The sequence below is a fragment of the Exiguobacterium sp. SH4S7 genome (genome assembly GCF_004336795.1).
Lineage (GTDB): Bacteria > Bacillota > Bacilli > Exiguobacteriales > Exiguobacteriaceae > Exiguobacterium > Exiguobacterium aurantiacum_A.
Genome location: NZ_SJUT01000011.1, coordinates 1 through 23,570, shown reverse-complemented (window position 1 = coordinate 23,570; position 23,570 = coordinate 1). Strand labels below are relative to the sequence as shown.

The following is a 23,570-nucleotide window of genomic DNA, read 5'->3' as shown; positions in this document are numbered from 1 at the left end:
AAGTAGCCTACGTCTTCCTAGTTAAATAAAAAATTAATTGTCTATAGAGGAGGAATCTAGAATGGGTAAAGAAAAATTCGACCGTTCTAAACCGCACGTTAACGTTGGTACAATTGGCCACGTCGACCACGGTAAAACAACTTTGACTGCAGCGATTTCAGCTGTACTTTCAAAAGCACAAGGGAAAACAGCTACAAAGTTTGACGCAATCGATGGTGCTCCAGAAGAGCGCGAGCGCGGTATCACAATCGCAACAGCTCACATCGAGTACGAAACTGAAAAACGCCACTACGCACACGTTGACTGCCCAGGTCACGCTGACTATGTTAAAAACATGATCACTGGTGCTGCACAAATGGACGGCGCGATCCTCGTTGTTTCGGCAACAGATGGCCCAATGCCACAAACACGTGAGCACATTCTTCTTTCACGTCAAGTAGGTGTTCCTTTCATCGTAGTATTCATGAACAAAGTTGACATGGTTGACGACGAAGAGCTTCTCGAACTCGTTGAGATGGAAATCCGTGAACTTCTTTCTGAATATGACTTCCCAGGCGACGACCTCCCTGTAATCAAAGGTTCAGCACTTGGCGCGCTTAACGGCGAACCACAATGGGAAGAAAAAATCATGGAACTCATGAACGCAGTTGATGAGTACATCCCTGAGCCTGTTCGTGACACGGACAAAGACTTCATGATGCCAGTTGAGGACGTATTCTCAATCACTGGTCGCGGTACTGTAGCGACTGGTCGTGTTGAGCGTGGTATTCTCCGCGTCAACGACGAAGTTGAAATCGTTGGTCTTACAGAAGAAACTAAGAAAACTGTATGTACTGGTGTAGAGATGTTCCGTAAGCTTCTTGACTATGCAGAAGCTGGCGACAACATCGGTGCTCTTCTCCGTGGTGTATCACGTGAAGACATCGAGCGTGGACAAGTACTTGCTAAACCAGGTACAATCACTCCGCACTCTAAATTCAAAGCTTCAATCTACGTTCTTTCTAAAGAAGAGGGTGGCCGTCACACGCCATTCTTCGCGAACTACCGTCCGCAGTTCTACTTCCGTACAACTGACGTAACAGGTATCGTTCACCTTCCAGAAGGTACTGAAATGGTAATGCCAGGAGACAACATCGAGTTGACGATCGAATTGATTTCTACAATCGCGATCGAAGACGGAACACGTTTCTCAATCCGTGAGGGTGGCCGTACTGTAGGTGCTGGTTCGGTAACAGAAATCGTCGAGTAATCGATGTCTTAAGCAGTCCGCATTTGCGGGCTGCTTTTTTGTTTTTTGAAACGAAGTGATAGGATAGGAGATAGGATTGTAGGAAGGAGAATCGATGATGGAAAAGCAAGTGGAGACGCTTTGCCGGTTGAACGGCGTTGCCTGCCGCTTTGGCGGGTCAAGTCTACTCAAGCATCACGGAATCGTCGAGATGGCGCGTGACTTAGATCTATTCGTTGAGCCTGACCAGTTCGAGACGATTGACCGTGTGCTCAGCCGTGCCGGAAAAAAAGAAGAGTCTGGTCCGCACGACGAGTATATGACGACGTACTTTGGCGAATATACGTTTGAAGGCCAGGACATCGACGTGATGGCTAGTTTTCGGATGCGTTGCACGGACGGGATTTATACGCATCCTTACATTGAACCGGACGAGAGTTGGATGCATCTTGAAGAGTGGGTCGTCCTCTATTCAGTGATGGGGCGGGAAGAGAAAGTCGACAAGCTGCACGAATACTTTATGACGCACCCGTTCAACAACTCGATTGTGCAAACGTGTTTGAAACGAGCTCCGGCATCGGTCGTCGAAGCCGTCACTGAGCAGTTTAAAGAGTATATGAAACGCTAGGAAGAGTTGGCATGGGCCTTCTTTTGAAAAATAGTTCAACAAAAGAAGGAAAAGAACTTGCAAAAGGATTCGAATCTTGTTACATTAGTGAACGTTGAACAACTCATCAGACATCCGGCACGATCGAAAAAAATCAAATCTTGCATTTGTTTTGCAGATTCGATATAATGATTAAGTGTTTGTGCGAGTGGTGAGAGACTTTACAGCAGAAAATGGGTCCTATCGTTGATTTGCAATGATCGGATGCCTCTGCTGACACAAGCACGCTGCGATGAAGCGGGAGGTTATGACACGCCAGGCAGCTTTGCCATGGCCGGTGTGGAAATTTCCGCTGAGAACTGTCTATTTTTAAAAGTAGGCGACAAAGGAGGGAAACTTACATGGCAAATGAAAAAATCCGTATTCGCTTAAAAGCATACGACCATCGCGTTCTCGATCAATCAGCTGAGAAAATCGTTGAAACTGCGAAACGTTCAGGTGCGAAGGTCTCGGGCCCAATCCCGCTTCCAACTGACAAATCGATCTACACGATCCTTCGTGCGGTCCACAAGTATAAAGATGCTCGTGAACAGTTCGAAATGCGTACACACAAACGCTTGATCGACATCGTTAACCCAACACCAAAAACGGTTGATGCGCTTATGCGTCTCGAATTACCATCAGGTGTTGACATCGAAATCAAACTTTAATTCTTCATATAGTAGATACTAGCCAGAAGAGACAATAATTATTAAACAGGAGGTGTATCTCATGGCTAAAGGAATCTTAGGAACAAAACTTGGTATGACTCAAATCTTCAACGAAGCAGGCGAAGTCGTACCGGTAACAGTAGTTGCTGTCGAAGGAAACGTCGTGCTTCAAGTTAAAACACTTGAAACAGACGGTTACGAAGCAGTTCAACTCGGTTTTGGAGACATCAAAGAATCACGTCAAAACAAACCGGCAAAAGGTCACGCTGCGAAAGCAAGCGCGACACCTAAGCGCTTCATGAAAGAAATTCGTACTTCAGTAGAAGGATACGAAATCGGTCAAGAGATCAAGGCGGACATTTTCGCTGCAGGTGAATTAGTGGACGTAACAGGTACTTCAAAAGGTAAAGGATTCCAAGGTGCGATTAAGCGTCACGGACAATCACGTGGACCAATGTCCCACGGTTCGCGTTACCACCGTCGCCCTGGTTCAATGGGTCCTGTAGCGCCTAACCGCGTATTTAAAGGGAAGCTTCTTCCTGGTCAAATGGGTGGCGAGCGTAAAACGATTCAAAACCTTGAAATTGTCAAAGTTGACGTGGAACGCGGCCTTGTACTCGTTAAAGGCGCAATCCCAGGCGCTCGTAAATCGAACGTCATCATCAAGACAGCTGTCAAAGGTAACTAATTAACTGCACGGAAAGGAGGAATTACGAATGCCTAAAGTAGCTTTGCTAAACCAAACAGGTTCACAAGTTGGCGAAATCGAATTGGCTGAAGCCATCTTCGGTATCGAGCCAAACGAATCAGTACTTTATGACGCGATCGTCATGCAACAAGCATCACGCCGTCAAGGTACTCACGATACGAAAGGTCGCTCGGAAGTACGCGGTGGCGGCCGTAAACCATGGAAACAAAAGGGAACTGGTCGTGCGCGCCAAGGTTCGATCCGCTCACCACAATGGGTTGGTGGTGGAACAGTCTTCGGTCCAACTCCACGTTCATACTCTTACAAGCTTCCTAAAAAAGTTCGTCGTCTTGCACTTCTCTCGGCTTTGTCGTCGAAAGTACAAAACAACGAAATGATCGTCCTCGAAGGCCTTGCTTTCGATGCACCAAAAACAAAAGATATGGTCGCAGTACTTCTTGGCCTATCAGTAGAACGTAAGGCTCTTGTAGTCACAGCGGACTACAATGAGACTATCGCTCTCGCAGCTCGTAACATCCCAGGAGTGACTGTAATCGAGGCAGCGGGCGTTAACGTTCTTGACCTCATTGCTAACGATAAAGTCATCTTCACTAAAGATGCGGTTGCGAAGGTAGAGGAGGTGCTTGCATAATGGCTCAAGCATACGATATCATCAAACGTCCGATCATCACTGAGCGTTCAGTTAGCCTCATGGAAGCTAACAAATACGTTTTCGAGATCGAAGTTAAAGCGACTAAATCACAAGTGAAGCACGCTATCGAAACAATTTTCAACGTGAAAGTTGCTTCGGTAAACACAATGAACATGAAACCGAAAGCGAAACGTGTCGGTCGTCACTCTGGTTACACATCGCGTCGTAAAAAAGCGATCGTAACTCTTGCTGAAGGCAACACAATCGACTTCCTCGGTTAATTTACTACCTTAGAAGAAAAGGAGGGAATCCTCGATGGCAATTAAAAAGTTTAAGCCGACCACTAACGGTCGCCGTAACATGACATCTCTCGACTTTGCAGAGATCACAACGAACCGTCCTGAGAAATCGTTAACTGAAAAGCTTTCGAAAAAAGGCGGTCGTAACAACCAAGGTCGTTTGACTGTACGTCACCAAGGTGGCGGGCACAAACGTAAATACCGTATCATCGATTTCAAACGTAACAAAGATGCTATCATCGGACGCGTTGCTACGATCGAATACGATCCAAACCGTTCAGCTAACATCGCCCTCATCAACTATGCAGATGGTGAGAAACGTTACATCCTCGCTCCTAAGGGCATCAAAGTAGGCATGGAAATCATGTCTGGTCCTGAAGCGGATATCAAAGTGGGGAACGCTCTTCCACTCGTAAACATCCCTGTCGGTACTACTATCCACAACATCGAGCTTAAGCCTGGTAAAGGCGGTCAGCTTGTTCGTGCGGCTGGTGCATCGGCACAAATCCAAGGACGTGACGGCAAGTACGTCATCGTTCGTCTTCAATCAGGTGAATCACGTTTGTTCCTCGGCACTTGCCGCGCGACAATCGGTTCAGTTGGTAACGAAGAACACGAACTTGTAAACATCGGTAAAGCAGGACGTTCACGTTGGTTAGGCAAACGCCCAACAGTACGTGGTTCTGTAATGAACCCGGTTGATCACCCACACGGTGGTGGTGAAGGTCGTGCGCCAATCGGTCGTTCGGGCCCACTTACTCCTTGGGGTAAACCAGCTCTTGGTTACAAAACTCGTAAGAAAAACAAATCGAGCGACATGTACATCCTTCGTCGTCGTAAGAAATAATTATTACATGATTCTTGGGCGGTTCGAAAGAGCCGTTCCCGAATCATTCCAAAGGGAGGTTCTATCATGGGTCGCAGCTTGAAAAAAGGTCCATTCGCAGATCACCATTTGCTCGCTAAAGTTGACAAACTTAACGAATCTGGTGAGAAGCAAGTCATCAAAACTTGGTCACGTCGCTCGACAATCTTCCCAGAATTCATGGGTCACACGTTCGGTGTACACGATGGTCGTAAACACGTACCAGTATTCGTGACAGAAGACATGGTCGGTCACAAACTTGGTGAATTCGCTCCAACACGCACGTACAAAGGTCACGGATCAGACAAGAAAACGAAACGGTAATCTGAGGGGAGGTCAAATCCATGCAAGCTAAAGCATCAGCTAATATGGTCCGTCTTGCTCCTCGCAAAGCACGTCTCGTTGTAGACTTAATTCGCGGGAAACAAGTCGGCGAAGCGCTCTCTGTCCTTGCTCACACGAACAAGGCAGCGTCGCCAATCGTTGAAAAAGTATTGAAATCAGCGATCGCTAACGCAGAGCACAACTACGATATGAACATTGAGAACCTTGTTGTATCTGAAATTTTCGTCAACGAAGGTCCAACACTCAAACGCTTCCGCCCACGTGCGATGGGTCGCGCAAGTCGTATTAACAAACGCACAAGCCACATTCACATCGTGGTAACTGAGAAATAAGGAGGGATATGTAGTGGGTCAAAAGGTAAATCCGCACGGTTTTCGCGTTGGTGTTATCAAAGACTGGGATTCGCGTTGGTACGCTGAGAAAGACTACGCAGATCTCCTTCATGAAGACTACGTTATTCGTGAATACATCGAAAACAAAATGAAGGATGCTAGTGTGGCTAAAGTTGAAATCGAACGCGCTGCAAACCGCGTAAACATTTCGCTTCACACTGCGAAACCAGGTATGGTCATCGGTAAAGGTGGTTCGGAAATCGAGTCACTCCGTAAAAATATCACAAAGCTTGCTGAAGGCAAACGTGTTCACATCAACGTTGTTGAAGTGAAAAACGCGGATGCAGTCGCTAAGCTTGTTGCTGAAAACATCGCTCGTCAATTGGAAGGCCGTGTGTCATTCCGTCGTGCAATGAAACAGTCAATTCAACGTTCGATGCGCACTGGCATCAAAGGGATCAAAACAGAAGTTTCTGGTCGTCTTGGTGGCGCTGATATCGCTCGTTCAGAGAAGTACTCAGAAGGATCAGTTCCGCTTCATACAATCCGTGCCGACATCGACTACGGAACAGCTGAAGCTGACACAACTTATGGTAAAATCGGAATTAAAGTATGGCTTTACCACGGAGAAGTTCTTCCAACAAAAAACACTAAATAATAAACACTCTTTCAGGAAGGAGGCAACACACTATGTTGTTACCTAAACGCGTGAAATATCGTCGTGTACACCGTGGTAAAATGCGCGGAAATGCAAAACGCGGCACAACAGTACATTTCGGTGAATTCGGTCTCCAATCGCTCGAAGCGAGCTGGATCACAAACCGTCAAATCGAATCAGCACGTATCGCAATGACACGTTATATGAAACGTGGCGGTAAAGTGTGGATCAAGATCTTCCCACACAAGCCGTACACTAAAAAGCCTCTCGAAGTTCGAATGGGTTCGGGTAAAGGTGCTCCAGAAGGCTGGGTAGCTGTAGTTAAGCCTGGTAAAGTAATGTTCGAAATCGCGGGTGTATCTGAGGAAGTCGCACGTGAGGCACTTCGCCTTGCAGCGCACAAACTTCCAGTGAAATGTAAGTTCGTGAAACGTGAAGAAAATGGTGGTGATACGAATGAAAGCAACTGATCTCCGTCAATCAACAAATGAAGAGCTCAACGGTAAAGTAGGCGAGTGGAAAGAAGAACTCTTTAACCTTCGTTTCCAATTAGCTACAGGTCAGCTTGAGAATCCTGCTCGTATCCGTGAAGTACGCAAGTCGATTGCGCGTGCTAAAACGATTCTTCGTGAACGCGAACTCGGCATCAACAACGGCTAATCTAATCGGATTATTGAAGAGGAGGTAACACTCATGGAACGCAATAAGCGTAAAGTACTCACTGGACGCGTCGTGTCTGACAAAATGGACAAAACGATCGTCGTTGCAGTTGAAACAAAAGTACGTCATAAGCTTTATGGAAAACGTGTAAACTACACGAAGAAATTTAAAGCGCACGATGAGAACAATGTCGCTAAAGTAGGCGATGTGGTCCGCATCGCGGAAACACGTCCGCTTTCTAAAGACAAACGTTTCCGTCTCGTAACAGTAGTAGAAGAATCAGTAATCATCTAATAACAGTTCGGATCTATAAACATCCGGAGGGAGGTACACTCGCATGATTCAACAAGAATCTCGCTTGAAAGTAGCAGACAACTCTGGCGCGCGTGAACTGTTGACAATTAAAGTCCTCGGTGGTTCAGGTCGTAAGACTGCAAACATCGGTGACATCATCGTCGCGACGGTAAAACAAGCAACACCAGGTGGCGTTGTTAAAAAAGGTGACGTTGTCAGAGCAGTTGTCGTTCGTACAAAACGCGGCGCTCGTCGTAAAGATGGTTCGTACATCCGTTTCGATGAGAACGCAGCAGTCATCATCAAAGATGACAAGAGCCCACGCGGCACTCGGATCTTCGGGCCAGTTGCACGTGAACTTCGTGAAAAAGAATTCATGAAGATCGTTTCGTTGGCACCGGAAGTACTTTAATTTCCAATTTCAATCCTATAAGGAGGTGCGCAAAACGATGCATGTTAAAAAAGGCGATACAGTCCAGGTAATGTCTGGTAAAGATAAAGGCAAGCAAGGGGTTATCCTCAAAGCTATGCCAAGCAAGAACCGCGTAGTCGTTGAAGGGGTTAACGTGATGAAAAAACACGCTAAACCATCACAAGCGAATCCACAAGGCGGTATCCTTGAAATCGAAGCACCAATTCACGTCTCGAACGTCATGCCAATCGACCCTAAAACGGGCAAACCAACTCGCGTTGGTTTCCAAGTAGTCGATGGTAAAAAAGTTCGTGTCGCGAAATCGGGCGAAGTACTCGATAAATAAGAACAACGTGACGAAAGGAGGTCCATTCGACTATGAACCGTTTGCAAGAGAAGTATAAAAGCGACATCGTGAAAGCGATGATGGATAAATTCAACTATGACTCGGTTATGCAAGTGCCACAAGTCGACAAGATCGTCATCAACATGGGTGTAGGTGACGCTGTTTCGAACTCGAAAGCTCTTGACATGGCAGTGGAAGAATTATCAATTCTTTCAGGTCAAAAACCACTCGTAACGAAGGCTAAGAAATCAATCGCTGGTTTCAAACTTCGTGAGGGCATGCCGATCGGTGCGAAAGTAACACTTCGTGGCGAGCGCATGTACGATTTCCTCGACAAATTAGTAACTGTTTCACTTCCACGTGTACGTGACTTCCGCGGTGTATCGAAGAAAGCATTCGACGGACGCGGTAACTACACGCTTGGTGTGAAAGAGCAGCTTATTTTCCCTGAAATCGATTACGATAAAGTAACTAAAGTACGCGGTATGGATATCGTTGTTGTTACAACAGCGAACACAGACGAAGAAGCACGTGAATTGCTCACACTTCTCGGAATGCCATTCCAAAAATAATAAAGGGAGGTCGACAACATGGCTAAAAAGTCAATGGTGAATCGCGAGCAAAAACGCGAGAAACTCGTTGCCCAGTACGCTGAGAGACGCGCGCAATTAAAAGCTGAAGGCGACTACATCGGACTCAGCAAATTGCCACGTAACTCGTCACCTGTACGTCTTCATAACCGTTGCCGTATCACAGGTCGTCCACATGGTTACATGGGTAAATTCGGGATCAGCCGTATCAAGTTCCGTGATCTTGCATACAAAGGTCAAATCCCTGGTGTTAAAAAAGCAAGTTGGTAATCCACTAACAGTGTGAAAGGAGGTACATCGCATGGTAATGACAGACCCTATTGCAGATATGCTTACACGTATCCGTAACGCTAACATGGTTCGCCATGAAAAATTGGAGCTTCCAGCTTCTAATATCAAACGTGAGGTTGCAGAGATCCTCAAGCGTGAAGGTTTCATTCGCGATGTTGAATATATCGAGGACGCTAAACAAGGTACACTTCGTCTTTTCCTTAAATATGGAGCAAGCAACGAACGTGTTATCACTGGTCTCAAACGTATTTCGAAACCAGGTCTTCGTGTATATGCAAAAGCAGATGAAGTACCAAAAGTACTCGGAGGACTCGGTATCGCAGTTCTTTCGACATCAAAAGGTCTTATGACTGATAAAGAAGCTCGCCAACAACAAGTCGGCGGCGAAGTGCTCGCCTACATCTGGTAAGTCACTTTTCTAACAAGAACGGAGGTGTAATCAATGTCACGTATTGGTAAAAAACCAGTTACGATTCCAGCTGGCGTTACTGTAACGGTTGCAGAAGGCAACATTGTCACAGTAAAAGGTGCTAAAGGTGAACTTTCGCTTTCAGCTAACCCAGCCTTGGAAGTCAAAATTGAAGAAAACGAACTAACTGTTGTTCGTCCGGATGACTCGAAAGAGAACCGTACGATCCACGGTACGACACGTGCCCTCATCGCCAACATGGTGGAAGGTGTGTCTAACGGGTTCCAGAAAACACTTGAGATCTCAGGGGTTGGTTACCGTGCTGCTAAGCAAGGTAACAAACTCGTCCTCAGCCTCGGTTACTCGCATCCGATCGAGTACGTTGCTGAAGAAGGTATCGAGATCGAAGTTCCTTCAAACACGCAAATCATCGTAAAAGGTATTAGCAAAGAGCGCGTCGGTCACGTTGCAGCTCAAATCCGCTCGTACCGTGCTCCAGAACCTTACAAAGGTAAAGGTGTTCGTTACTCTGATGAACGTATTCGCCGTAAAGAAGGTAAGACTGGTAAGTAATTCGTCACGAAATGAACGGAAAGGAGTGGCATAAATGATCACAAAAGCAGATAAAAATGCAGTTCGTAAGAAACGTCATGCTCGTGTACGTCGTACGATCACCGGGACGGCAGCTCGTCCACGTTTGAACGTATTCCGTTCGAGCAAGAACATCTACGTACAACTTATCGATGACGCGTCACAAACAACGCTTGTGTCAGCATCTTCGAAAGATAAAGCACTCGATCTTACAAACGGCGGCAACGTTGAAGCAGCGAAAGCTGTTGGTAAACTTGCAGCTGAACGTGCACTCGAGAAAGGTATCGACACTGTTGTGTTCGACCGTGGTGGATACCTCTATCATGGCCGCGTCAAAGCTGTTGCAGAAGCAGCTCGTGAAGCGGGTCTTAAATTCTAACAAAAAGGAGGGGACACTCGATGCGCCAGTTAGACGTTAACATGGAACAACTTGAAGAACGCGTTGTTACCGTAAACCGCGTCGCGAAAGTTGTGAAAGGTGGCCGTCGCTTCCGTTTCGCCGCTCTCGTAGTCGTAGGTGACAAAAATGGTCACGTCGGTTTCGGTACAGGTAAGGCACAAGAGGTGCCAGAAGCGATCCGCAAGGCTATTGAAGCCGCTAAGAAAAACATGGTTCAAGTACCAATGGTTGGTACAACAATTCCACACGAAATCACAGGAGTATACGGAGCAGGTCGTGTATTCATGAAACCTGCTTCTGAAGGTACTGGGGTTATCGCCGGTGGTCCAGTTCGTGCAGTGCTCGAACTTGCAGGTGTAGGTGACATCCTTTCGAAATCGCTTGGATCAAACACACCGATCAACATCGTCCGTGCGACGGTCAAAGGCTTGACAGAGCTTAAAAAAGCAGAGGAAGTTGCTAAACTACGCGGTAAAAGCGTAGAAGAACTTCTTAAATAAGGGAGGGAACTAGACATGGCGAAACTCGCAATCACCCTCACACGCAGCACAATCGGTCGTCCCGAGGATCAGCGTGTAACAGTACGTACACTTGGTCTTCGCAAAATGCATCAAACCGTCGTTGTCCCTGACAACGTCGCGATGCGTGGTATGATCAAAAAAGTGTCGCACCTTGTGACTGTAGAAGAAATTAACGAATAATATCGATTTTAATAATAAGGAGGTGCCACTATGAAACTCCATGAATTGAAGCCAACTCCAGGTTCGCGTCACGAACGCAACCGTGTCGGTCGCGGTATGGCGACTGGTAACGGTAAAACTTCTGGCCGTGGACATAAAGGTCAAAAAGCTCGTTCAGGCGGTGGCGTTCGTCCAGGGTTCGAAGGTGGACAAAACCCACTTTACCGTCGTCTTCCAAAACGCGGTTTCAACAACCCTACTCGTAAAGAGTATGCAGTTGTTTCCCTAGACACGCTTAACCGTTTCGAAGCAGGTACTGAAGTCACTCCAGAACTCTTAATCGAGACTGGTGTCGTCAGCTCTGCTAAAGACGGAATCAAAGTACTTGCTAACGGCAAGCTTGAAACAAAATTAACTGTTAAAGCCAACAAATTCTCGGGTGCAGCGAAAGAAGCGATCGAAGCAGCTGGCGGTTCAGTTGAGGTGATCTGATGTTTCAGACGATCTCCAATATGTGGCGCGTGAAAGATATTCGACAGCGTATTCTCTTCACACTCGCAATCATCATCATTTTCCGCATCGGGGCCCATATCCCGGTGCCGATGGTGAATACGGATGTGTTGCGTTTTGACTCAGGAGGTCTACTCGACTTCTTGAACTTGTTTGGAGGAAATGCTTTACAGAACTTCTCCCTGTTCGCAATGGGGATCATGCCGTACATCACGGCATCGATCGTTGTACAACTTTTACAAATGGACGTCGTTCCGAAGTTTGCCGAATGGGCAAAACAAGGCGAGTCCGGGCGTAAGAAGCTAGCGACGGTCACGCGCTATGGGACGATCATGTTAGGGTTTGTCCAAGCGACATCACTGTCGTTCGGATTTAACCGCCTCTACCCAGGTCTCGTCAATGAGACGTGGGGAACGGCAACCTATTTCGTGATCGCGATTGTACTTACTGCAGGTACGGCGTTCTTGATGTTCCTCGGTGAGATGACAACGGAGAAAGGTGTCGGGAATGGTATTTCCGTCATCATCTTCGCGGGTATCATCGCTGGGTTCCCAAGAATCTTCACGCAGATTTACGAGACGAAGCTCCAAAATGCTGGAGACGCGTTATTCATTAACATCGTTTACTTGGCTGTGCTATTGCTCGTTATTCTTGCTGTGACGGTTGGGATCATTTATGTTCAACAAGCGGCACGTAAGATTCCGATTCAATACGCGAAGCGCACGGCGAACCGTACCCCTGTGGGCGGTCAGTCGACGCACTTGCCAATCAAGCTAAACGCTGCTGGTGTCATCCCGGTTATCTTCGCGATTTCCTTCATGGTGACACCGCCAACTGTTGCAAGCTTCATTGCTTCTCCGGAAACGACGCAGAAGTTGCAGACTTACTTCGATACGACATCTCCAATCGGAATGTCAATCTACGTAGCGCTCATCATCGCGTTCGCTTACTTCTATACATTTATTCAGGTCAACCCAGAACAAATGGCAGAAAATCTGCAGAAGCAAGGTGGCTATATTCCTGGGATTCGTCCTGGGGCGCAAACAGAACAGTACATCACGAAGTTGCTCTATCGATTGACTTTCTTCGGAGCGATTTTCCTATCGCTCGTTGCGATCATGCCGACAATCTTCATTAAGCTTGCCGGTCTCCCAACTTCGGTGCAAATCGGAGGGACGAGCTTGTTGATCGTAATCGGGGTAGCCCTCGAAACGATGAAACAAATCGAAAGTCAACTCGTAAAACGACACTACAAAGGCTTTATCCGTTAAAGCGGAAGGAAGGGCTCTCCCTTCCTTCCTGTCGTGTTTACGATGTGTTGTGAAAATCAAAACTGGAGGCTAACTGAGATGAATCTAGTACTCATGGGCTTACCGGGTGCAGGGAAAGGGACTCAAGCGGCTAAAATCGTCGAAGAGTACCAAATCCCACACATTTCGACAGGCGACATGTTTCGTGCGGCAATCAAAGGCGGAACGCCACTTGGTAAAGAAGCTAAATCGTTCATGGATAAAGGGGAACTCGTACCGGATGAGGTAACAATCGGAATCGTACGTGAACGCTTGAGTCAAGATGATACGAAAAACGGCTTTTTACTCGATGGATTCCCGCGTACTGTTGCTCAAGCAGAGGCACTCGAAAGTTTGCTTAAAGATTTGGGGAAACAGATCGACCACGTCGTCAACATTGATGTGGCTGCGGAAATTCTCGTTCCGCGTTTGACAGGTCGTTGGATCTGCCCGACGTGTGGAGCGACATATCATGTGATCTTCAATCCACCAAAAGTGGAAGGCATCTGTGATGTGGATGGGTCGGCACTCATGCAACGTGAAGACGATAAAGAGGAAACGGTTCGCCGTCGCCTTGACGTCAACATCGAGCAATCGAAACCACTTATTGACTTTTATGCAGAAAAAGGGTATCTTCGTACATTGGATGGAGATCGTCCAATCGATGTCGTTTATGCCGATGTTAAAGCGTTACTCGGTGATACTGAATGATCATCACGAAGACGCCTCGAGAAATTGCGATTATGCGTGAGGCTGGGCAAATTGTTGCTCGAACGCACCAGGTGCTCAAAGAGCACATCAAACCAGGTATTACGACGCTAGAGCTCGACCGGATTGCGGAAGATTACATTCGCAGCCAAGGTGCGACACCGTCGTTCAAAGGCTACAACGGTTTTACCGGTAGTGTTTGCGCTTCAGTGAACGAAGAACTTGTTCATGGAATTCCCGGAGAACGGGTATTGAACGATGGAGATATCATCTCGATCGACATCGGTGCCCACTATAACGGATACCATGGAGATTCCGCTTGGACTTATCCAGTGGGAACAATCTCAGAAGAGACACAGCGGTTGCTTGACGTAACCGAAGAAAGTCTGTATAAAGGATTGGAGCACGCCAAGGCTGGACTGCGATTGACAGACATTTCGCATGCGATTCAAGCGTATGTTGAATCTCATGAGTTTTCTGTCGTCCGTGAGTATGTCGGTCATGGTGTCGGTCAAAATTTGCATGAAGAACCGCAAATTCCGCACTATGGTCCACCGGGGAAAGGGCCGCGCCTAAAGACTGGGATGACGTTAGCCATTGAACCAATGGTCAACGCTGGTCAACGCTATGTTCGAACGCTGGCTGACAACTGGACAGTTGTGACAGTGGACGGTAGCATGTGCGCCCACTTTGAGCACACCATCGCCATCACAGACGATGGATACGAGATTTTAACGAAACTCGATTCCGGTGAATGAGGCTCTATTGTTGCGTGCTGATCCGTTATGGATCCTTCTCTCACAGTACTGTACAATAGATCGTCTGTGCTCCTAAATATCTTCATATAGAAAGGGGAATAAATGATGGCGAAACAAGATGTCATTGAAGTGGAAGGCACTGTTATCGAACCACTTCCAAACGCAATGTTTAAAGTGGAGTTAGAAAACGGCCACACGGTGCTCGCGCACGTCTCAGGGAAAATTCGGATGCACTACATTCGAATCCTTCCAGGCGACCGCGTAACTGTCGAGTTGTCTCCGTACGACTTGACTCGCGGGCGAATCACGTACCGTTATAAGTAACTCCGATTTTTCCAGGAGGAGGGTATAATCATGAAAGTAAGACCGTCGGTAAAACCGATTTGCGAAAAATGTAAAGTTATTCGCCGTAAAGGAAAAGTAATGGTAATTTGCGAAAACCCGAAACACAAACAAAAACAAGGTTAATCTAAGAGGAGGTGCACACATGGCACGTATTGCTGGTGTAGATATTCCGCGCGAAAAACGTATCGTTATTTCGCTCACATACATCTTTGGTATTGGTAAAACAAAAGCACAAGAAATCTTGAAGACTGCAAACGTATCTGAAGATTCACGCACACGTGATCTTACAGAAGACGAAATCAACCGCATCCGTGAAGCAATTGACGGAATTAAAGTTGAAGGTGACCTTCGTCGTGAAGTTTCACTCAACATTAAGCGTTTGATCGAAATCGGCGCCTACCGCGGTGTCCGTCATCGCCGTAGTCTCCCTGTTCGCGGACAAAACACGAAGAACAACTCGCGTACTCGTAAAGGCCCACGCCGTACAGTAGCGAACAAGAAGAAGTAAAGGAGGGAATTGAACAATGGCGAAACGTAAGCAAAATGTACGTTCAAAACGTAAAGTCAAAAAGCATATTGAAGTCGGTGTGGTACACATCCGTTCTACATTTAACAACACAATCATCACAATCACTGACACGCAAGGTAACGCGATCTCATGGGCTACTTCTGGTAACCTTGGATTTAGAGGATCACGTAAATCGACACCGTTCGCAGCACAATTGGCTGCTGAAACTGCAGCGAAAGTTGCAATGGACAACGGTATGCGTACAGTAGAAGTTAACGTTAAAGGTCCTGGTGCTGGACGTGAAGCGGCAATCCGTGCCCTCCAAGCTACTGGTCTTGAAGTAACTGCAATCCGTGACGTAACACCTGTTCCGCACAACGGTTGCCGCCCTCCAAAACGTCGCCGCGTATAATCGTTTGTGCGTGTGATGGGCTTACCTAGCACGAACAACATATACAATGCAGCGCAAGCTGCGTGGCAGGATACACTCAAGGAGGGGTTCAGATGATCGAGATTGAAAAACCAAAGATCGAAACGGTCGAAATCAGCGAGGATGCTACGTTTGGTAAATTCGTGGTGGAACCGCTTGAACGTGGATATGGCACTACTCTCGGCAACTCACTGCGTCGAATTTTATTGTCATCGCTTCCTGGTGCAGCGATTACGGCGGTTCAAATCGATGGCGTACTTCACGAGTTCTCAACGATTGACGGAGTCGTCGAAGACGTCACCCAAATTGTTTTAAACCTCAAGAAGTTAGCGCTCAAAGTGTACTCGGAAGAAGAGAAAACGCTTGAGATTAACGTTTCAAGTGCCGGTGCTGTCACTGCGGCAGACATTACCCATGATAGCGACGTTGAAATCTTGAATCCTGAGCTCCACATCGCGACTCTCGCTGACAATGCGACGCTTCGCATGCGTTTGACTGCTCGCCGTGGTCGTGGTTACGTCCAGGCAGAAGATAACAAACGTGATGATATGCCGATTGGTGTCATTCCAATCGATTCGATCTATACACCGATTCAACGCGTGAACTACGAAGTAGACAAAACACGTGTCGGTCAAGATGCTAGCTTCGATAAGCTTCTATTAGACGTGTGGACAGATGGTTCAATCCGTCCGGAAGAAGCAGTATCGCTTGGAGCGAAAATTTTGACAGAACACTTGAATATCTTTGTTGGTTTGACTGACGAAGCTCTCAACGCAGAAATTATGGTCGAGAAAGAAGAAGACCAAAAAGAAAAAGTACTTGAAATGACGATCGAAGAACTCGATCTCTCAGTTCGTTCGTACAACTGCTTGAAGCGCGCCGGCATCAACACTGTTCAAGAACTCGCAAACAAATCAGAGGAAGAGATGATGAAAGTCCGTAACCTCGGACGTAAATCACTCGAAGAAGTTCAACTCAAGTTGGACGAGCTCGGTTTGGGCTTGCGTAAAGAAGACTAAGTTCAACCGAAGGAGGGAAATGTAATGGCTTATTCGAAACTTGGCCGTACAAGCTCGCAACGCAAGGCTCTTTTGCGTGATCTTGCAACTGACCTTATTATCAACGAGCGCATTCAAACAACTGAACAAAAAGCGAAAGAACTTCGCCCAGTCGTTGAAAAATTAATCACTCTTGGAAAACGTGGCGATCTTCATGCCCGTCGTCAAGTAGCTTCATTCGTTCGCAAAGAGAGCGCTGGAGAGAAAAACGCAATCCAAAAATTGTTCGAAGACGTGGCACCACGCTACGCTGAACGTCAAGGTGGATACACACGCATCATGAAAGTCGGCCCACGCCGCGGTGACGGTGCGGAAGTCGTAATCATCGAACTCGTCTAATTCATTAGGCAGTCAACAGGGCATGCGGTCACGTATTGCCCTGTTTCCACATCGGAAAGGAGTCGACAGATGGAATCTCAAATTATGGTACGTGATGTCGTGTTTCGTTACCCGGGACAAACCGAGCCAGCCTTAGACGGGTTGTCACTCGATGTATACAAAGGGGAATGGCTCGCCATCGTTGGCCATAATGGTTCCGGCAAGTCGACTTTGACGAAGTTGTGGAACGGGCTTTTGCTTCCTCAGGAAGGAGAGGTCCGGGTTGAGACGCTCGATCCGACGGACGCCACAGACGTGTGGGACGTTCGTAAACGGATCGGTGTCGTCTTCCAAAATCCCGACAATCAGTTTGTCGGGGCGACCGTGCGCGATGATGTGGCGTTCTCTCTCGAAAACATGGGACTTCCACGTCAAGAAATGGTTCGTCGAATTGATGACAGTCTAGCGCGCGTTGGATTATCGGAACTAGCGGACCGTGAACCGCATCAGTTATCCGGTGGACAAAAGCAGCGTGTTGCGATTGCTTCGGCTCTCGCAATGCGCCCGCATGTCCTCGTGCTCGATGAAGCTACCTCGATGCTCGACCCGATTGGGCGTAAAGAGGTGTTACAAACGGTACAACAGCTCGTCTCAGAAGGGATGACCGTTGTCGCCATTACACACGAGCTCGACGAAGTGTTGTTTGCCGACCGTATCATTGCCTTGTCTAAAGGGAAAATTGCAATGACCGGTACACCAGAAGACGTGTTTAGAAATCCGGAAGCGTTACGTGCCATCCAATTGGATGTGCCGTTTATCGTACGGATGCAACTCGAACTGAAGGAACGGGGCATACCACTCGATCGTCTGATGCTACAACATTCGGAGTTGGTGAACCATCTATGCCGATTAGCATTGAAGAAGTGACTTACCAATATCAATTGAATACTCCGTTTGAACGAACCGCGCTGCGCGATGTGAATGTATTTATTCCGTCGGGGGCGCTTGTTGCGTTTCTTGGCCATACCGGCTCTGGGAAATCGACACTCGTTCAGCACATGAACGGCTTACTGCGACCGACAAAAGGTCGTGTCGTCGTGGATGACATTACAGTACGTGCGATTACGAAGCGTCGCGATAAAAAGCAAAGTTTGCTTCCGCTTCGACGCCGCGTTGGGCTCGTCTTTCAGTATCCCGAGCATCAACTGTTTGAAGAGACGGTCGAACGCGACGTGATGTTTGGTCCCCGCAACTTCGGTGCGACGGAGGCCGAGTCGAAAGAACGGGCTCATGCGGCCCTGCGCCTTGTCGGTCTCGATGAAACGTTATGGGACCGTTCCCCGTTCGATTTGTCGGGCGGACAGATGCGACGTGTCGCGATTGCGGGCGTGCTCGCGAGCCGTCCGGACGTCTTAGTCGTCGATGAACCGACGGCAGGACTCGACCCGCTCGGCCGTCAAGACATGCTGGCGCTGTTTAAACGTTTAAAAGAAGAACTCGACTTGACGCTCATCCTCGTCTCGCATGACATGGATGACGTGTTGACGTATGCGGAACGTGTCGTCGTCATGGAACAAGGACAAGTCGCCTTCGATGGTGACCCGTTCGAACTGTTCAAGGACGAGTCACTCGTTCGCTCGTTGCAACTCGACGTCCCGAACGTGCTTCGGCTCGCGCTTGAACTCGCACCGACGTTCGGGGTCGAGCCTCCATCCCTTCGGACGGAAGTCGAACTGGCGGACTGGATTGCGGCCGAGTTGAGAAAGGGGGGAGCCATATGATTATCGGGCAATACATTCCCGGTCATTCATGGCTGCACACACTTGACGCTCGGGCCAAAACGCTGTTCATCCTCGGGTTTATTCCAGTCGTCTTCTTGGCCGACAATTTGTGGACGAACGTGTTTTTACTCGCGTTCACGTTATTCGCGGTCAAATTGTCTCAGTTGTCATGGCGCTATTTATGGAACGGGTTGAAAATGATTTTATTTTTGATCGTGTTCACACTCCTGTTGCAACTGTTCTTCAATCGGGAAGGGACGTTGCTCGTTTCACTCGGTCCGTTCTCGATTTATTCGGAAGGGGTGAGAATGGGCTTGATCGTCTCGCTCCGTTTCTTCTATCTCGTCATGTTGACGACGCTCGTCACCTTGACGACGACGCCGATGGAACTGACCGATTCGATTGAAGCTGGTCTTCGTCCCCTCGAACGCATACGAGTGCCGGCACACGAGATCGCCCTGATGCTGTCCATCTCGCTTCGTTTCTTGCCGACGCTAGCCGACGAGACGGATCGCATCATGAAGGCGCAACAGGCGCGAGGCGTCGATTTAAAGAGTGGTCCGATTAAAGATCGGTTAAAAGCGGTCGTCCCGCTCATGATCCCATTGTTCGTGTCCGCGTTTAAGCGGGCTGAGGACCTTGCCACGGCGATGGAAGCCCGCGGGTACCGTGGGGGTGAAGGGCGGACGAGGTGGCGTGAGATGACGTGGGAACGACGCGACACAGGATTGTTGATCGTATTTGTCTGCTTGACACTCATTTTGATTGGATTGCGAGGGATAGGATGAGACGGGTTAAATTGACGATTGCTTATGATGGGACGAATTATGCGGGTTATCAAGTCCAGCCAAACGGCAATACGGTTCAGGCCGAAGTCGAGACGGTTCTTGCGAAGATGCATGGTCAAGCGATGAAAGTTGTCGCTTCTGGGCGGACGGATGCCCGTGTTCACGCGAAAGGTCAGGTCATCCACTTCGATACGCATTTATCGATGCCGGCAGATCGCTTCGTCAAAGCGTTGAACGCGATGTTGCCAGATGATATCCTTGTTTGTTCGGCCGAAGAAGTAGATGCTTCTTTCCATGCCCGCTACGGTGCGAAACGGAAAGAGTATCGTTACTTCATTCGCACTGACGTCGATCCGTTCCGCCGCCATCATGCCGTGACGGTGACGTATGCGCTTGACCGGGAACGGATGCGTCAAGCGCTCCGGTCACTCGTCGGGACACATGATTTCACTTCGTTTTCGGTGACGAAGTCAGAAGTGGTGGACCGTGTCCGCACGATTTATGAAGCGGAACTCGTTGAGGTGGGAGACGAAATGTACTTTCGGTTCGTCGGATCCGGCTTTCTGTACAACCAAGTCCGGATTATGGTCGGTACGTTAATGGAGGTTGGCAGAGGGAAGTATGAGCCGGCCGATGTGAGTCGAATGCTCGCGGCGAAAGACCGCCGCAGTGCTGGGATTACGGCTCCACCGCACGGTCTATATTTATGGAATGTGAATTATAAAAAAGTAGATTGACATTCCCCTTGTAAAAACGTATCATATTCATTGGCATTTCATTTTCACATTGAGAGATGAACCACAATCTTAGCCCCGTAAACTAGGATTATGATAAAGCATCAAACAAGCATTAAAAAATTCAAATGAACAGACATTTTAGGAGGTATTCCACATGCGCACGACATTCATGGCTAAAGCATCTGAAGTAGAACGCAAATGGCACCTTATCGATGCAGAAGGCAAAACACTCGGTCGTATGACTAGTGAAGTAGCATCACTTCTTCGCGGTAAGCACAAGCCAACTTTCACACCACACGTTGATTGCGGAGACCACGTCATCATCATCAACGCTGAGAAAGTCAAATTGACTGGTAACAAACTGAACGACAAGATGTACTACCGTCATTCAGGTCATCCAGGCGGCTTGAAATCACAAACTGCAAAAGAGCTTCTTGCAAAACGCCCAGAGCGTATGCTTGAACTCGCGATCAAAGGGATGCTTCCAAAAGGATCACTCGGTCGTCAACAATTCACTAAACTCCACGTTTACGCTGGAGCTGAGCACAACCACGAAGCACAAAAACCAGAAGTTTACGAACTTCGCGGTTAATCGGGACACAAGGAGGAACTAAACGATGGCAGATGTACGTTACTACGGAACTGGCCGCCGCAAGCACTCGGTGGCTCGTGTTCACCTCGTTGCAGGTGACGGCAAAGTTGTTGTAAATGGCCGTGATATTTCAGAATACTTCGGTCATGAGACTTTGATCATGATGGCAAAATCACCACTCGTATTGACTGAAACAGAAGGTAAATACGATATCATCGTTAACGTTAACGGTGGTGGATTCACTGGACAAGCTGGAGCGATTCGCCACGGCGTATCACGTGCGCTTCTTCAAGCGGACCCAGAATTCCGTCCAAGCCTCAAAGAAAAAGGCTTCTTGACTCGTGACGCACGTATGAAAGAGCGTAAAAAATACGGTCTTAAAGCAGCACGTCGCGCACCACAGTTCTCGAAGCGTTAATCTTCGAACAGTTTGGTCTAAACTCTCCGCCCTTTATGGGCGGAGAGTTTTTTTGTTGCTCGAGAAATAGTTGGTTTTCGTTCCCTCAAGAAAACGCTTTTTTTGATATACTGTTATCGAGACAGAAATTAGGGGGAAATGACATGCTTACAGTAGAACAAGTTCGTGAAGAATTAGCAGGGTTGGTCGATCCGACGATCAATCGTACGCTTGGAGATACAGCTGGCGTGAAAGACGTCCGAATTAAAGAAGACTATGTCAGCGTGAAAGTGGCACTCGGTCAGACCGGGAGCGGAGAGCAGCTTCAGCTGCAACAAGAGATCGTCACATTGTTGAAAGGAAAAGGCTTTAAGACGGTCGGCCTTCGTTTCGAAGCGCTAAATGACGAAAGTTTACAAGAAGCGACAAAACCGGCTATCCTTCGTGAAAACTCAGGAACGACGTTCATAGCAATCGCTTCAGGAAAAGGCGGCGTCGGGAAGTCGACGGTGTCGGTCAACTTGGCGGTCGCGTTAGCACGTGCCGGTAAAAAGGTCGGCTTGATCGATGCCGATATTTACGGGTTCAGCGTCCCGGACATGCTCGGGATTGAAGAACGTCCCGTCGTCCGAGGTGAAAAAATCATCCCGGTCGAGCGGTTCGGGGTAAAAGTCATCTCGATGGGCTTCTTCGTCGAAGACAATGCGCCGGTCATCTGGCGCGGACCGATGCTCGGGAAGATGCTCAACAACTTCTTCAATGATGTGGAGTGGGGCGACCTCGACTACTTGTTGCTCGATTTACCGCCAGGGACAGGTGACGTCGCGCTTGATATCCACTCGATGCTCCCGTCATGCCAGGAGTTGATTGTAACGACACCTCACGCGACCGCTGCTTTCGTCGCGGCTCGAGCGGGTGCGATGGCAATCAAGACGAACCATAAAGTGCTCGGAATCATTGAGAATATGGCGTACTTCGAGAGTAAGGTAACGGGCGAGAAAGAATACGTCTTCGGTTACGGCGGCGGCGAAAAATTATCAGAAGCGCTCAAGAGTAAACTGCTCGCGCAAATCCCGCTCGGTCAGCCGTATGACAACGAAGACGACTTTGCGCCTTCGGTCTACCGGGATGGGCATCCGTTTGAGACAACATATGATGAATTGGCGCAATCGGTCATTCAACAAATAGAAGGGTGAATGGTTAGCAGATGAAAGTACAAGGTTTTTTACGTTTGTTTTGGACGACGCTCGTTTTCGGGACGCTATTTGGGTTCCTGATGAATATACTCGCCAATCCGGGTTATTTGGTCAGTCAGTCGTGGGAAGCGATCGTGACGGCACTCAGTTACTCGAGCACGTGGACGGGAATCAGTATGATGGGCTTTTTTGCCTACTTGATCGTCCACCGAGTCGGCTTGGATTTATTCCGCGGAGCGAAACTGTGGAATCGAGTTCAAGTGCTCTTGATTGTATTCGCGTTATTTGACGCGGTCTATCTACGCATGCTCGCATTTGGAAATGATCACATGTGGCGTTATATCGGAGAGATGCTCGTCCTAGTCGTCGTGTCGTGGATCGTAGCGACGAGCAAGGCGAGACAGACGAATGCGAGTGCATTTATCCCCGCGCTCTTCTTGATGATCGTCATTACGTTGATTGAGTGGATTCCGGCACTGCAAGCGACAGATGAGATCGCTCTTCTATGGCCGGCACTTGCGACGCTCGTGTTCGCCAACGCTTACCAAGTGTTGATGCTTCATCGCTTCCAAGCGCCAGCGCACGGTGAAGCAGTGTCAAAATCGAATAGTGGTCCTAAAGAGTCATTAAAGACGAAGAAACGCGTCTCGTCCAAATCGTCGTAATGTTCTCTTGCCAGTGATGAGCTCAGGTGATTTCGCCTGAGCTTTTCCATTGGTTAAGAAGGGAGTCCACGGCCAATTTAAGCGTATCGAAATAATTTTTGAAGCAATCAAAGTTTTTTTAGAAAAACAGTTGACGAATAGTGCAGGCATTGATATATTAATAAACGTCGCTGCTGTTCAAATTTGAGCAACAGAAAAAAAGTGAAAAAATAATAAAAAACGGTTGACTTTAAAAAGTGAACTCGCTATTATTAAAAAGTCGCTAACACGACAACATTTGGTCTTTGAAAACTGAACGATGAGGCAAAAAAAGTTTTACAAGTTTTGATTGAAGCGCAAGCTTCGTCATTTTCAAGAGCTATATCAAATTCTTTGGAGAGTTTGATCCTGGCTCAGGACGAACGCTGGCGGCGTGCCTAATACATGCAAGTCG

Annotated in this window: 40 protein-coding genes and 1 rRNA gene; all 41 read left to right on the top strand. The window is 47.9% G+C overall.

Going from position 1 to position 23,570, the window contains the following annotated elements; genetic code table 11:
• Window positions 1-61 precede the first annotated feature (61 nt).
• Window positions 62-1,249, top strand: a complete 1,188-nt coding sequence (gene tuf / locus EVJ29_RS14305; protein ID WP_070329246.1) for an elongation factor Tu — start codon at window positions 62-64, stop codon at window positions 1,247-1,249.
• Between the two features lie 97 nt (window positions 1,250-1,346).
• Window positions 1,347-1,856, top strand: a complete 510-nt coding sequence (locus EVJ29_RS14300) for a hypothetical protein (RefSeq protein WP_131505310.1) — start codon at window positions 1,347-1,349, stop codon at window positions 1,854-1,856.
• A gap of 380 nt (window positions 1,857-2,236) precedes the next feature.
• Window positions 2,237-2,545: a 30S ribosomal protein S10 gene (gene rpsJ / locus EVJ29_RS14295; protein ID WP_016508894.1), complete on the top strand. Its 309-nt coding sequence runs from the start codon at window positions 2,237-2,239 to the stop codon at window positions 2,543-2,545.
• Between the two features lie 61 nt (window positions 2,546-2,606).
• Window positions 2,607-3,233 carry a 50S ribosomal protein L3 gene (gene rplC / locus EVJ29_RS14290; RefSeq protein WP_016508913.1) on the top strand — a complete coding sequence of 209 codons (627 nt, stop codon included), beginning with the start codon at window positions 2,607-2,609 and terminating at the stop codon, window positions 3,231-3,233.
• A gap of 28 nt (window positions 3,234-3,261) precedes the next feature.
• Entirely contained in the window at window positions 3,262-3,885 is a 624-nt protein-coding gene (gene rplD, locus EVJ29_RS14285; protein ID WP_070329244.1) for a 50S ribosomal protein L4, read from the top strand.
• The gene (rplW, locus tag EVJ29_RS14280; RefSeq protein WP_024372184.1) at window positions 3,885-4,166 is read left to right on the top strand and encodes a 50S ribosomal protein L23; all 282 of its coding nucleotides are present in this window, start codon (window positions 3,885-3,887) and stop codon (window positions 4,164-4,166) included. Before rplD ends, rplW begins: the two co-directional genes overlap by 1 nt.
• 34 nt (window positions 4,167-4,200) lie before the next feature.
• Window positions 4,201-5,031 (top strand): 50S ribosomal protein L2, encoded by an 831-nt coding sequence (gene rplB / locus EVJ29_RS14275; RefSeq protein ID WP_070329243.1) that lies wholly within the window; start codon window positions 4,201-4,203, stop codon window positions 5,029-5,031.
• A 66-nt stretch (window positions 5,032-5,097) separates the two neighbouring features.
• Complete coding sequence (rpsS, locus tag EVJ29_RS14270; RefSeq protein WP_012727673.1) at window positions 5,098-5,373, top strand: 30S ribosomal protein S19; 276 nt, start codon at window positions 5,098-5,100, stop codon at window positions 5,371-5,373.
• A 20-nt stretch (window positions 5,374-5,393) separates the two neighbouring features.
• Window positions 5,394-5,726, top strand: a complete 333-nt coding sequence (gene rplV, locus EVJ29_RS14265) for a 50S ribosomal protein L22 (protein WP_021066609.1) — start codon at window positions 5,394-5,396, stop codon at window positions 5,724-5,726.
• A gap of 13 nt (window positions 5,727-5,739) precedes the next feature.
• Entirely contained in the window at window positions 5,740-6,384 is a 645-nt protein-coding gene (rpsC, locus tag EVJ29_RS14260; protein ID WP_035386108.1) for a 30S ribosomal protein S3, read from the top strand.
• 32 nt (window positions 6,385-6,416) lie between these two features.
• Window positions 6,417-6,854 carry a 50S ribosomal protein L16 gene (rplP, locus tag EVJ29_RS14255; protein WP_016508922.1) on the top strand — a complete coding sequence of 146 codons (438 nt, stop codon included), beginning with the start codon at window positions 6,417-6,419 and terminating at the stop codon, window positions 6,852-6,854.
• Window positions 6,841-7,044 (top strand): 50S ribosomal protein L29, encoded by a 204-nt coding sequence (rpmC, locus tag EVJ29_RS14250; protein ID WP_016508900.1) that lies wholly within the window; start codon window positions 6,841-6,843, stop codon window positions 7,042-7,044. The genes rplP and rpmC overlap by 14 nt, the downstream gene beginning before the upstream one ends.
• A 33-nt stretch (window positions 7,045-7,077) precedes the next feature.
• The gene (rpsQ, locus tag EVJ29_RS14245; RefSeq protein ID WP_016508930.1) at window positions 7,078-7,338 is read left to right on the top strand and encodes a 30S ribosomal protein S17; all 261 of its coding nucleotides are present in this window, start codon (window positions 7,078-7,080) and stop codon (window positions 7,336-7,338) included.
• Between the two features lie 43 nt (window positions 7,339-7,381).
• Window positions 7,382-7,750 (top strand): 50S ribosomal protein L14, encoded by a 369-nt coding sequence (gene rplN, locus EVJ29_RS14240; RefSeq protein ID WP_012727667.1) that lies wholly within the window; start codon window positions 7,382-7,384, stop codon window positions 7,748-7,750.
• A gap of 37 nt (window positions 7,751-7,787) precedes the next feature.
• Window positions 7,788-8,096 carry a 50S ribosomal protein L24 gene (gene rplX / locus EVJ29_RS14235; protein ID WP_070329242.1) on the top strand — a complete coding sequence of 103 codons (309 nt, stop codon included), beginning with the start codon at window positions 7,788-7,790 and terminating at the stop codon, window positions 8,094-8,096.
• A 32-nt stretch (window positions 8,097-8,128) separates the two neighbouring features.
• Window positions 8,129-8,668: a 50S ribosomal protein L5 gene (rplE, locus tag EVJ29_RS14230; RefSeq protein ID WP_016508927.1), complete on the top strand. Its 540-nt coding sequence runs from the start codon at window positions 8,129-8,131 to the stop codon at window positions 8,666-8,668.
• Window positions 8,669-8,686: 18 nt separating this feature from the next.
• Entirely contained in the window at window positions 8,687-8,956 is a 270-nt protein-coding gene (gene rpsN / locus EVJ29_RS14225) for a 30S ribosomal protein S14 (RefSeq protein WP_035386110.1), read from the top strand.
• Between the two features lie 31 nt (window positions 8,957-8,987).
• On the top strand, window positions 8,988-9,386 hold the full coding sequence (gene rpsH / locus EVJ29_RS14220; RefSeq protein ID WP_021066614.1) for a 30S ribosomal protein S8: 399 nt from the start codon (window positions 8,988-8,990) through the stop codon (window positions 9,384-9,386).
• 33 nt (window positions 9,387-9,419) lie between these two features.
• Window positions 9,420-9,959: a 50S ribosomal protein L6 gene (gene rplF, locus EVJ29_RS14215; RefSeq protein WP_016508938.1), complete on the top strand. Its 540-nt coding sequence runs from the start codon at window positions 9,420-9,422 to the stop codon at window positions 9,957-9,959.
• Between the two features lie 34 nt (window positions 9,960-9,993).
• Complete coding sequence (gene rplR, locus EVJ29_RS14210) at window positions 9,994-10,356, top strand: 50S ribosomal protein L18 (protein WP_070329241.1); 363 nt, start codon at window positions 9,994-9,996, stop codon at window positions 10,354-10,356.
• 20 nt (window positions 10,357-10,376) lie between these two features.
• Window positions 10,377-10,877 (top strand): 30S ribosomal protein S5, encoded by a 501-nt coding sequence (rpsE, locus tag EVJ29_RS14205; RefSeq protein ID WP_016508948.1) that lies wholly within the window; start codon window positions 10,377-10,379, stop codon window positions 10,875-10,877.
• Window positions 10,878-10,892: 15 nt separating this feature from the next.
• On the top strand, window positions 10,893-11,078 hold the full coding sequence (rpmD, locus tag EVJ29_RS14200; protein ID WP_016508937.1) for a 50S ribosomal protein L30: 186 nt from the start codon (window positions 10,893-10,895) through the stop codon (window positions 11,076-11,078).
• Between the two features lie 30 nt (window positions 11,079-11,108).
• The gene (gene rplO, locus EVJ29_RS14195; protein WP_021066618.1) at window positions 11,109-11,549 is read left to right on the top strand and encodes a 50S ribosomal protein L15; all 441 of its coding nucleotides are present in this window, start codon (window positions 11,109-11,111) and stop codon (window positions 11,547-11,549) included.
• On the top strand, window positions 11,549-12,838 hold the full coding sequence (secY, locus tag EVJ29_RS14190; protein ID WP_070329240.1) for a preprotein translocase subunit SecY: 1,290 nt from the start codon (window positions 11,549-11,551) through the stop codon (window positions 12,836-12,838). Before rplO ends, secY begins: the two co-directional genes overlap by 1 nt.
• A gap of 78 nt (window positions 12,839-12,916) precedes the next feature.
• Window positions 12,917-13,567, top strand: coding sequence for an adenylate kinase (locus EVJ29_RS14185; protein ID WP_070329239.1), 651 nt, complete (start codon window positions 12,917-12,919; stop codon window positions 13,565-13,567).
• On the top strand, window positions 13,564-14,322 hold the full coding sequence (map, locus tag EVJ29_RS14180) for a type I methionyl aminopeptidase (protein ID WP_016508902.1): 759 nt from the start codon (window positions 13,564-13,566) through the stop codon (window positions 14,320-14,322). Before EVJ29_RS14185 ends, map begins: the two co-directional genes overlap by 4 nt.
• 105 nt (window positions 14,323-14,427) lie before the next feature.
• A complete protein-coding gene (infA, locus tag EVJ29_RS14175; protein ID WP_035386112.1) occupies window positions 14,428-14,646 on the top strand; it encodes a translation initiation factor IF-1 in 219 nt (72 codons plus the stop codon).
• A gap of 30 nt (window positions 14,647-14,676) precedes the next feature.
• A complete protein-coding gene (gene rpmJ, locus EVJ29_RS14170; RefSeq protein WP_003156543.1) occupies window positions 14,677-14,790 on the top strand; it encodes a 50S ribosomal protein L36 in 114 nt (37 codons plus the stop codon).
• Window positions 14,791-14,809: 19 nt separating this feature from the next.
• A complete protein-coding gene (gene rpsM, locus EVJ29_RS14165; protein ID WP_035386113.1) occupies window positions 14,810-15,175 on the top strand; it encodes a 30S ribosomal protein S13 in 366 nt (121 codons plus the stop codon).
• 16 nt (window positions 15,176-15,191) lie between these two features.
• Window positions 15,192-15,587 carry a 30S ribosomal protein S11 gene (gene rpsK / locus EVJ29_RS14160; RefSeq protein ID WP_070329238.1) on the top strand — a complete coding sequence of 132 codons (396 nt, stop codon included), beginning with the start codon at window positions 15,192-15,194 and terminating at the stop codon, window positions 15,585-15,587.
• 92 nt (window positions 15,588-15,679) lie between these two features.
• Entirely contained in the window at window positions 15,680-16,624 is a 945-nt protein-coding gene (locus EVJ29_RS14155) for a DNA-directed RNA polymerase subunit alpha (RefSeq protein WP_070329237.1), read from the top strand.
• Between the two features lie 24 nt (window positions 16,625-16,648).
• Window positions 16,649-17,002, top strand: coding sequence for a 50S ribosomal protein L17 (gene rplQ / locus EVJ29_RS14150; protein WP_016510776.1), 354 nt, complete (start codon window positions 16,649-16,651; stop codon window positions 17,000-17,002).
• Window positions 17,003-17,071: 69 nt separating this feature from the next.
• A complete protein-coding gene (locus EVJ29_RS14145) occupies window positions 17,072-17,908 on the top strand; it encodes an energy-coupling factor transporter ATPase (RefSeq protein WP_070329236.1) in 837 nt (278 codons plus the stop codon).
• A complete protein-coding gene (locus tag EVJ29_RS14140) occupies window positions 17,884-18,762 on the top strand; it encodes an energy-coupling factor transporter ATPase (protein ID WP_016510779.1) in 879 nt (292 codons plus the stop codon). The genes EVJ29_RS14145 and EVJ29_RS14140 overlap by 25 nt, the downstream gene beginning before the upstream one ends.
• Complete coding sequence (locus EVJ29_RS14135) at window positions 18,759-19,550, top strand: energy-coupling factor transporter transmembrane component T family protein (protein WP_070329234.1); 792 nt, start codon at window positions 18,759-18,761, stop codon at window positions 19,548-19,550. Before EVJ29_RS14140 ends, EVJ29_RS14135 begins: the two co-directional genes overlap by 4 nt.
• The gene (truA, locus tag EVJ29_RS14130) at window positions 19,547-20,287 is read left to right on the top strand and encodes a tRNA pseudouridine(38-40) synthase TruA (RefSeq protein WP_131466492.1); all 741 of its coding nucleotides are present in this window, start codon (window positions 19,547-19,549) and stop codon (window positions 20,285-20,287) included. Before EVJ29_RS14135 ends, truA begins: the two co-directional genes overlap by 4 nt.
• 154 nt (window positions 20,288-20,441) lie before the next feature.
• On the top strand, window positions 20,442-20,879 hold the full coding sequence (rplM, locus tag EVJ29_RS14125; protein WP_016510784.1) for a 50S ribosomal protein L13: 438 nt from the start codon (window positions 20,442-20,444) through the stop codon (window positions 20,877-20,879).
• Between the two features lie 25 nt (window positions 20,880-20,904).
• Entirely contained in the window at window positions 20,905-21,297 is a 393-nt protein-coding gene (gene rpsI / locus EVJ29_RS14120) for a 30S ribosomal protein S9 (protein ID WP_070329232.1), read from the top strand.
• Window positions 21,298-21,440: 143 nt separating this feature from the next.
• Window positions 21,441-22,472, top strand: a complete 1,032-nt coding sequence (locus tag EVJ29_RS14115) for a P-loop NTPase (RefSeq protein ID WP_071398652.1) — start codon at window positions 21,441-21,443, stop codon at window positions 22,470-22,472.
• An 11-nt stretch (window positions 22,473-22,483) separates the two neighbouring features.
• Complete coding sequence (locus EVJ29_RS14110; RefSeq protein ID WP_071398651.1) at window positions 22,484-23,137, top strand: KinB-signaling pathway activation protein; 654 nt, start codon at window positions 22,484-22,486, stop codon at window positions 23,135-23,137.
• A 369-nt stretch (window positions 23,138-23,506) separates the two neighbouring features.
• Window positions 23,507-23,570, top strand: a 16S ribosomal RNA gene (locus tag EVJ29_RS14105); the annotation flags it as partial.